The organism is Bathymodiolus platifrons methanotrophic gill symbiont (assembly GCF_002189065.1).
Classification (GTDB): Bacteria; Pseudomonadota; Gammaproteobacteria; order Methylococcales; family Methylomonadaceae; genus Methyloprofundus.
This window is the reverse complement of the sequence record NZ_BDMN01000499.1, coordinates 1-2,009: the sequence shown is the minus strand read 5'-3', so window position 1 is coordinate 2,009 and position 2,009 is coordinate 1. Positions and strand designations below refer to the sequence as shown.

Annotated in this window: 2 protein-coding genes and 1 pseudogene; 1 reads left to right on the top strand and 2 read right to left on the bottom strand. The window is 36.2% G+C overall.

Features of this window, described 5'->3' with window-relative positions:
• Positions 1–87 (bottom strand): annotated as a pseudogene (locus CDZ78_RS21530) (IS6 family transposase); the annotation flags it as partial.
• Positions 88–308: 221 nt separating this feature from the next.
• Here CDZ78_RS21530 and CDZ78_RS22440 point away from each other — a divergent pair.
• On the top strand, positions 309–452 hold the full coding sequence (locus tag CDZ78_RS22440) for a hypothetical protein (protein ID WP_167374420.1): 144 nt from the start codon (positions 309–311) through the stop codon (positions 450–452).
• 8 nt (positions 453–460) lie between these two features.
• On the opposite strand, the gene CDZ78_RS19850 is transcribed toward CDZ78_RS22440, so the two are convergent.
• Complete coding sequence (locus tag CDZ78_RS19850; protein WP_087871511.1) at positions 461–1,492, bottom strand: replication initiator protein A; 1,032 nt, start codon at positions 1,490–1,492, stop codon at positions 461–463.
• Positions 1,493–2,009 lie beyond the last annotated feature (517 nt).

Here is a 2,009-nt window from a genome sequence, read left to right as displayed (position 1 = left end):
GCGATACGAAACGCCATACCTGACATAAAAGAAAACAGCATAAAGAATGACATCTTTTGGAAAGTGAGTGCCTTTGAAGCTGAGCATGGGATCCACCTTTTATTGAAATTGAGAATTATGATAGCAGATAACGTCGGGAAGGGGGATTTATGCGACAGAACCGTATTAATAACAAAAGCATGATTTTATTATTAATATAGAATATATGTTTATAATGTTACTGCTACTTAATATATTTGTATTAATTTATTTCTGGAAATTTTCAAGGCTCAATGAACCGAAAACGAACCACTCAAAAGAAGGTCATCATGATTGAATTATCAAAATCATGTGTGAAAGATTTTAAAGCCACTGGTGATAAGGACGCTTTACTTTTCCCTTACTATGACACAAGCGACCCACGATATTTTGATAAAAAGACAAAGAAGAGGGCACAAAGGATGCGTTTTTAAAAAGGAGGTCATGAACTTTGTATCTTTTCCATGCGAGCCTTGCAAAAATTGAAAAAAGCACCGTCGGGGCTTTGCAATTCTGGTTTTCCCGATTGTTCCCACCATTGCAACCATTCGAATTCAATCGCGTACACATCAAAATGACGACCAAGAACGCGCTTGGCCTTTTCGATAGTGTCAGGTTTGAGGGAAGGGCGGTTATTGTCTTGTGGGGCTTGAATAGCGGGTTTTTCTTGGTAATCTCTATAATAAAAAAGCACATTTCCACTTTCATAATATATATTATATTCTGGTAAATGGTCGTGTTTTACAAGGTGGCTTATAGCTTCCTTGAATTTTTTTAATGAGCCAGAAGAACCCACCTTTTTATGTAAGTTTTCAATACCTATGTGCCATCGTTTTTGTTTTCCGCAATGTTTACGTGCTATTTCATAAATACGCCTTTCTATGGGTTTTCTAAGCCTAAAATAATCATGGTTTATACTTAAAACCTCTTCGCCTATAACCGAATTGTAAAGCCATTCTGAAAGGGTTATTTCAAGTTCTACCATGCGCTTTGTTTTAGGGTCATCAATTACTATTCTGTAACTATCAATAATGCCGAAACCTTCTATTATTTCTTGTCCGTTGGTTTTTATGTTGGTTTCAATTCGTGTCCCAGAAAGCCGTTCAAAAGCTTTTCTTAATCCTTTATATTCTGTGCCGCCTATTCCTCTGTTAGTTGTCACAAGTAAATCATGGGCTTTAAAGCGTATTTTACGGCTTGGCTCATTACCTTGATTAATTCCTGCCATGAGCTGCGATATGCAATAAATCAAAATATCCTTGTCGTGAATAGTAGCTCTTCCATAGGCACTAGGGGCGATTGTTACCGTATTATCGTTATGCTCATATTTTCGAATGGCTGTATCTGGTTTGGTGGAGAGTGTAAAAAGTGGGTGCTCCATGCTTGCAATGTCGCTTTTGGGTATGACTTCCCCAAAATCACAGATAAATAAATCCTTTTCAGGGTGGCGAATTGGTAAAAGTGGTTCGGTCATTTTTTAAACTCCAAAAAAAGCCCCTGAAATAATTTAGAAGCCCCTAAAACTATTATTTAGTTCGTGATTTCAGGGGTATTGTTCGTGATTTCAGGGGTCAAGTAAAGTCTTTTATTTGTGATTTCAGGGGTCAATTCGTGATTTCAGAGGTAGCAACGTGATTTCAGGGGCTAATCTTCGTGATTTCAGGGGTAACTTAAACGTGATTTCAGGGGCTAATCTTCGTGATTTCAGGGGTAAAATATAATTATATCCACAGGGTAAGCAATTGATTTATATTTAAAAAAAACATTTTCCAAAAATCGGTAACACTATAACACTATTATTAACATTAATAACACTAGGCTTTGCAGCCTGTGGATAAGTGGATAACTTCAAATATAGTTAATTTTTGTGGTTTATCATCGTTCCCAAAATATCCAAAAAAGAAAGCCATAGCTAAAAAAATCATTAGCATTTTAAGTGGGAAAGATAAACAGGTAAAACCTTACAATCTATGTGTTTAATGGGTGTTCTT